At 31.1% G+C, this 7,035-nt stretch carries 9 protein-coding genes; all 9 read left to right on the top strand.

Annotation, left to right across the window (positions count from 1 at the left end; genetic code table 11):
- Positions 1-15: 15 nt before the first annotated feature.
- A complete protein-coding gene (locus HNQ03_RS15670; RefSeq protein WP_173780640.1) occupies positions 16-1,974 on the top strand; it encodes a type VI secretion system Vgr family protein in 1,959 nt (652 codons plus the stop codon).
- 11 nt (positions 1,975-1,985) lie between these two features.
- Positions 1,986-3,044, top strand: a complete 1,059-nt coding sequence (locus HNQ03_RS15665; RefSeq protein WP_173780639.1) for a peptidoglycan recognition protein family protein — start codon at positions 1,986-1,988, stop codon at positions 3,042-3,044.
- Positions 3,041-3,475 carry a hypothetical protein gene (locus tag HNQ03_RS15660; RefSeq protein ID WP_173780638.1) on the top strand — a complete coding sequence of 145 codons (435 nt, stop codon included), beginning with the start codon at positions 3,041-3,043 and terminating at the stop codon, positions 3,473-3,475. Before HNQ03_RS15665 ends, HNQ03_RS15660 begins: the two co-directional genes overlap by 4 nt.
- 116 nt (positions 3,476-3,591) lie before the next feature.
- The gene (locus tag HNQ03_RS15655) at positions 3,592-3,753 is read left to right on the top strand and encodes a hypothetical protein (RefSeq protein WP_173780637.1); all 162 of its coding nucleotides are present in this window, start codon (positions 3,592-3,594) and stop codon (positions 3,751-3,753) included.
- Between the two features lie 74 nt (positions 3,754-3,827).
- Positions 3,828-4,421, top strand: coding sequence for a hypothetical protein (locus HNQ03_RS15650; RefSeq protein ID WP_173780636.1), 594 nt, complete (start codon positions 3,828-3,830; stop codon positions 4,419-4,421).
- 25 nt (positions 4,422-4,446) lie between these two features.
- The gene (locus HNQ03_RS15645; protein ID WP_173780635.1) at positions 4,447-5,655 is read left to right on the top strand and encodes a hypothetical protein; all 1,209 of its coding nucleotides are present in this window, start codon (positions 4,447-4,449) and stop codon (positions 5,653-5,655) included.
- Between the two features lies 1 nt (position 5,656).
- Positions 5,657-6,100, top strand: coding sequence for a hypothetical protein (locus HNQ03_RS15640; protein WP_173780634.1), 444 nt, complete (start codon positions 5,657-5,659; stop codon positions 6,098-6,100).
- Between the two features lie 134 nt (positions 6,101-6,234).
- A complete protein-coding gene (locus HNQ03_RS15635; RefSeq protein ID WP_173780633.1) occupies positions 6,235-6,687 on the top strand; it encodes a hypothetical protein in 453 nt (150 codons plus the stop codon).
- Between the two features lie 61 nt (positions 6,688-6,748).
- The coding region (locus tag HNQ03_RS15630) for a hypothetical protein (protein WP_173780632.1) at positions 6,749-7,035 on the top strand (287 nt) is incomplete at its 3' end.

Here is a 7,035-nt window from a genome sequence, read left to right as displayed (position 1 = left end):
ATCAAAAATAAAATTATGGCAACAGCAAACGGCACAAAACCTACTTTTCAACCAGATAATAGTGCGAGTTCTATTTCTGCCAGTCAGGTTTTCGGAATCAATAGATTGGTGAAATTACTCATCGTGATAGAAGGGAAGGTAATCAAGCATTACAAACACTTTAAACTAAGCCAAAATAGCAGCAAACACCACCGTTTTGAGATGATTTTGGCGCATGATTCTTTAGGAAATAGAGAAAATCACAATTTGGAATCTTCCAATGAATTTTTAGGTAAAAGAATTACCATCGTTCAAAAATATAAAGACATTCCAGATAGTCCGGAGAGAACTTTTGTAGGAGTAATCACAGAAGTGAGCTACACGCAAGAGCAAAGCGGACTCGGAAACATCGTTTTATCAGGTTATAGCCCCACAATTTTGTTGGATGCTGCGCCACATACCCAAAGTTTTGGCGGCAAACAATCTGTGAATATGAGCATCATTGCCAATCAACTCATCAAAGAAGGCATCAAAGCTGGCTATTACGATGTTCGAGTAGATGCCAATGATTATTCTGAAATTATTTACAGCGCACAATACAACGAAACGCACTACAACTACCTCGCAAGAATGGCAGAAGCGTATGGCGAGCAGTTTTATTATGATGGCGAAGTCTTGCATTTTGGCAAATTGCCACCCCAAAACCAAGCCTTAAAATTGGTCTATGGCAGCAATGTGAACGATATTAAAATCGAAATAAAAGCCGTGCATACAAAGCCTCAATTTTACGGCTACAACAGCAGTCAGCACGCAAAACTAACTTCTGGAACCACACCCGCAAAACATAAAAGCGATTTAGCCAGCATCGCCTACAAAAAAAATGATGCTGAAAGCGGAATTTTCCGCACACCAGCTTTGCAGATAGCCCCAATTCGCGCCACAACAGACAAAGATGTGGTAAATTCTCAAATGAGTGCAGCCGGAAGCAAAGCCGTAGAAGTTTTGAATGTGAGCGGAACGACGAGCATTCCATTTTTGTATCCAGGTTGCGTGGTAGATCTGGAAATGCGCAAAGAAGACAGCAATAAAACGTCTTACTTCACAAGATTAATGATTGTAGAAACCACGCACGATGTGGATACTTTGGGACATTATGCAGGAACTTTCAAAGCAATTGCAAGCGATACAGGATTTCTGCCAACGCCGGAATTTACACAACCAATTGCCCAACCACAAATGGCAACGGTAATCTCGAACTCAGATCCGCAAGGACAAGGAAGAATCACGGTAAAATTTGATTGGCAATTGCACGACACGACAGATTTTATCCGAATGATGAGTCCAGATGCAGGTGGCACAGACCAAGTTTCTCAAAACCGCGGTTATGTAGCCATCCCAGAAGTTGGCGATCAGGTGATGGTTGGTTTTGTGCACAATCATCCGGATCGACCTTTTGTGATGGGTGGGATGTTTCATGGGAAGGTTGGATTGGGTGGTGGCGCGCAAAATCACATGCGTTCTATACAAACAAAAAGTGGTATCAAAGTTTTGATGAATGATAATGAGAAGAGTGTGACGATTCTGGATCCTAGTGGGAATACCTATTTTATGGATGGTGCGGGAAATATCGAAGTTACTGCACCGAATAACATGACTTTCACCGCTGGGAAAAATATTAAAATAAATGCAGGAGTTGATATTACGTCTGTTGCAGGTAGTAATATTTTTTCGACTGCAAATGTAAATATTGTTTCTAATGCTGGAGTTAATATGATAGATACTGCCGGCAAAGATTTGATGCAGAGTGCAACAGGAAATATTCATGAATCTTCTGATATGAGAAATGAAATTTCTGAAAACGAAAGAAATATTCAGGCGAAGAAAAGCGACTCTTATGCAGAGAAAGTTACAGTAGTAAGCACCAAAGAAAATATGATTTTACAAAGTGAAAAAACAGTGAAATCTCAAAGTGGAGAAGAAGGAAACTCTCATTAAACGTTTTTACTATGGCAATCATTAAAAAAGCGAAAAACATCAATATTCAGGTAGCGAATAATTATACTTCAATATCTAAAATTTCTCATGAGCAATCTGAAGAAGTAATTATGGAAGCTACAGTGGGCAATCTTGAATTATCCAGCCAGAAACGTGCAATTATGCAAGGATTTGGAAAGGATAGTGAGAAAAATAAACATGAGACGGATAATAAAGTAGAATCAATTATTGGAGATTCCTTGACTTATATATTTGAATGGGTAGAATATTCTGTTCAAAAATTCAAAAAAGAACCATCATTTGAAGATCGTAAAAATGTTAATTGGGTGTATGAAGATTCTAAAGGAAATAGAACACAATTAAAAGGAAAGGAAGATAAACTACGTGTATATTTAACAAATCCAGATGATTTTGGAAAAGATTATAAAATTTTTGCCTATTTGCAAAGTTTGTCTGAAAGTGTATATTTTAAATCTCACATAGTAGATGAGCTACATATTGTTAATCGAAAAAGTTGGAAAGCGAGACTACCTCAAACAGGTGGAAATTATTCATATGAAGAAATCGCAAAAAATCCTAAAGATTATTATGATACAATTGTTATTCACCATTCAGGGAATGCGAAAAGTTACCCATCTGTTAGAGAGATTCAAGATGAACATATGGACAAAATGGATAAGGCTGATATTGGATATCATTTTGCTATTAACAGATACGGTAAAATATTTGAGGGTAGACCTATTAACATTAAAGGCGCTCATGTAGATCTCGCAAATACTGCAAAAATTGGAATTGTTTTATTAGCGGATTTAAGTAGTGATAATAACGGTTTAACGGGTATTAAGAAAAAAATTGAAGAATATAATGGAAATGATTACTTAACTGATAAAATGGAGATTTCGCTATTACGTCTTTGTATTTATCTTGATAAATTATATAAAATCGATAAAGTAGGTGGACATATGGAAATCGCTTCAAGTTCTAAAACTGAAGAAAGATACTGTCCAGGTAATTTAACTATGGAAAAAATGGAAAATTGGAGAAAGATCTTAAATAAAAAGAAACCATGATAAAAATGTTAAGAATTTTTGTCGGAATACTAATATTGTATTTTTTTGTAGGTATTGTAAATATTGGATATGAATTTGTGGATTTAAAATTAATTTTGAAGTTTCCATCTACAAAATTTTATTATGGACAAATTGATGATCAGATCAAATATTTTGCTGACAGTGAATCATTAATCATCAATATTTTACCATATATTTTAATACAAGGAATTTTAACTATAATATTTTTCAAAAAAAAAATCACTCCGAAAAAAATTATTGCTAAAGCTATATTTTTATTTCTCGTTTTGTTGATTTTGCTATATTTTTTAGTGAGTGTGGCTTTATATTATAACGTTTTATGGATCTATACTGTAATATTTTTTTTAATTATTTTAATAAATGTATTTTTAATAAAACTTATAAATCGTGAATCTTTAATAAAATATTAAATGAAAATTAATGTCAAATTTGAGAAAACGTAATACAGGGTTGCATTGCAAGTTATAAACTGTATCAGTATGAAATTAGTAAAGAAATAGAGATAGAAATAGAAAAAGTAACATTTTTGGATACATTCGGAGCGGGATGGGAAGATGGTGGAGCAGGAGGTGTTATGAAACAATGGATACCGGGTCTGGTTGCTATGTTTTGTTTACAGCATTTTAAAAATCTAACTGATAAAACCAAATACCAACCTTTTACAATATTAATAGATATCGCTTTATGAAAATAAAATCACTAATAGCTTTTTTAATTTTATTAATTAATTTTAGCTGTATAAAAACTACAAAATCAGAACCGATGAAAATAAGATATACTTCTATCAATGATGTTTATGGTAACTACATTTTCAATTTCGAAGATAATATTACGGGAATAAAAAATATAAATGATTTTGCTGTTGAAAATATTAAATCATCAAAAAAAGTAAGTGATTCAGTGAACACCCTTTTTTCTAAAATGTCCAAAGAAGAAGCGCAAGATTATGCATCAAATCAAAGTCTTCCGACAATGGCAACAAACGTTATTTTCTATAAAGCATTGGATGATCTTGATGGTCAGCCAGATCAAAAAGATATTTTAATAGAATATATTTTAGATGAGAATACGTTTGGGATAAAAAATATAAATATTTCCAATAATGAGCATGAAAAAGATATTGTTTTTAAAGAAAGAATTAAAAGTAAAGAATCTTTATCCTTGGAAATTAATTTGAAAAATATTTCGTCATCAGATTTAAAGATTATTTTGGAAAAGGTTGATCAGATAGCTTTACAAAAGAAAGTGGAGAACTTTCAGTACAAAATCGAGGATGAAAAAGAAAATTTATTATTTTGCATTGAATTTCAAAAAATGGGAGAATATATAAGCTTAAAATTTCCATCAAAATCATAGTTGATTAATACGAAACATTATTAAAATGGCGACAGCAGGAGTAGAATTTACGAAGAAAGATCCTATCGAAAGAAAAGGGATTGAAAATACGCAGGTGAAAAGTATAAAACTATCGACGCCTTTGGACAAAGGATCTGCAAATTTAGAAGGAAAAATAAATCGAACTAGTTTACAATTAGGTATGTTATTTGGAAAAACATATCAATTTCAAGTAGAAACTTATACTACTCTTCCACCTCAAGATAAGAAGAAGATAAAATGGAAATACAAATACCATAGTCTTTCTCAAAATAAATGGATTGAACATGTTTCGAAAGTGACTGGTGAAGTGTTCAGCGTCCTTCTGAATAATAAAGACATTTGTGGAAGAACTTTACATGTTATGGCCTATATTAATGATTCTGATAATGAGGGTTATCTTAAAATCTGGCACCACAATAGATTTAGGTGGTTTAACAGAAAGACTTTTGAAGCAGAATTAAAGGAAAGAACAGATGCCAAAATGCCTTGGAAAGTAAATCAAGCAGGCACATCTCTCTGCGGAATGGCTTGCATTTTTTATCTATTTGCTAAAGAACAACCTGAAGCTTACAAAAAATTCGCAAAAGATCTATTTAGAACAGGAGAAGCTTCACATAACAATTATACAGCTAAACCAAGTGAAGAAGTATTAAGTAAATTTATCAATGGCGATGGATTTCCTGTAGGATGTGGTGGGATGCCAATTGTAGATTTTGTAACGATGGCAAGCACTAGAAATACAGATAATCCAAAATATAAAGGTGGTAATGAAGAAGTTCAGGCTATCAATTGGCCATGGGTAGTAAAAAATTTATCATCAAAGCTTTTAGGATACACAAATATAAAAGATAAAGGGACTTATAATCCTGTTGCAGCCCAGTCATCAACTGGTCTTATGTATGTGGAGGATAGGTTAAATGAAATTGAAAATTATCATAATCAGGGCTATAAAGTAATTCTTATGGTAGATTCTGACTTAATACAAGATATATATGATATTGATGGTATGGATTATCACTGGATTGTATATGATGGAGGATTAAACATCGAAAAACCTAAATCATTAATTAAGAAGTATTTTGAAAATTTAATAATGTTTGATGTTTATTCATGGGGGTCTAATCCAAAGGATAAGAGCACAGGATATTTGCGCAAAAAAATATCAATAAATCATTTTAAATTAAACTATTATGGATATATAATTTGTAAATAATATGCAAAAAAAAACAGTATACATTCTTTTATTGTCAATTTTTTTAGTTGCAATTTATATTGGCTATCAGTTGAATAAGCAAGATAACGAAGATGAAATTCTTATATATCAATGTCAAAGCAATCCAAATGTTAATACCACAATAACCTTTGTTGTAAAAAAAGATCAAATGACTTCGAAAGATTTTGTAATTAAATTAAATTCCAAGGATACAATCTTAGATAAATCTTATAGTGATTCAAATAGTACGAATGAATATAGTTTCAGTCATACATTTGTAAAAGGAGACAAAGTAGAAATTGTATTAATGCAGAAAACATATGTAATTGATAGATTTCAGTTTAGTTCAGTAATTATTAATCGTAAAAAAGGTCTTGAATGTAAATTTGATGGTGCTTTTCTAAATGGGATCAGATATAATAGTGATGTTTTCATTTTAAAATAGCAGTTGATAAAGAGGTTTCTAAATTCAGAACAGAAAGTATAAAGGAACGGATAATATAACATATTTTGATAAAGAAGTAATAAATATTCAAACCTTACCAGGAATTAAAGTAAAATCATTCAAAACAAACTATTATGGATATATTGAAGTTCGTTGAAAGATATTTTATTTTTACATTAATATTTTTTATTTTTTCGTGTAATAGCAATTCTAGAAAAACCATTAAAAGTGAAATCTGGATTTATAATTGGGATAATAAGCCATTGCCAAAAAATATTTTATTTGTAGAACTTGATAATGAAAAAGCAACAAAGTACAAAATAGATTATGTAAATACTGGATATGATACTCTAAACAGAAATAAATATTTGGTAATAAAAATAAAATCATCAGAAAATAGGATATCAACAAGTAATGTGTATGAGTTGAGAATTAATGACAGTATTTACTATAAAATTTATGATTTCAAAACCAGACCTAAAAATCAAGGTGGAGATATTGATGTTAAAGTTAATAGTGGGTATTCTGAAATAGGGGATGACGATATTATCAAAATTAGCTCAGGCTTTAAAATAAAAAATCAATAGAAATTATTCTTTAATAATTATCGGATATAAAGAATTTAACATACAAATTGTTTAAAAATTTATGCAGAATGTATTAGAATACTTACCAACAAGCACCTACCAATTAGAAGAGAAATCTACTCTAAAAATTGGTGATCAAGAATATGAAGCAATTATTTCTTATAATTTATTTGTGGAAAATGTGGAGGAAAAAGACTATGAAGTAGTTGTTGATAGAACAAATTTTAAAGTAAATGACAAGAAAATTGACACTAAGTTTTTAAGTATTGCTCATCAATATATGGAAGCATTATTTCCATTGAAATGTAATATAGAAAACTTTAGAATAAAAATCGTAAACCTGGCCGA

The sequence above is a fragment of the Frigoriflavimonas asaccharolytica genome, from assembly GCF_013294015.1.
Lineage (GTDB): Bacteria > Bacteroidota > Bacteroidia > Flavobacteriales > Weeksellaceae > Frigoriflavimonas > Frigoriflavimonas asaccharolytica.
The sequence above is the reverse complement of the archived record's forward strand: the minus strand, read 5'-3'. Positions and strand labels throughout refer to the sequence as shown.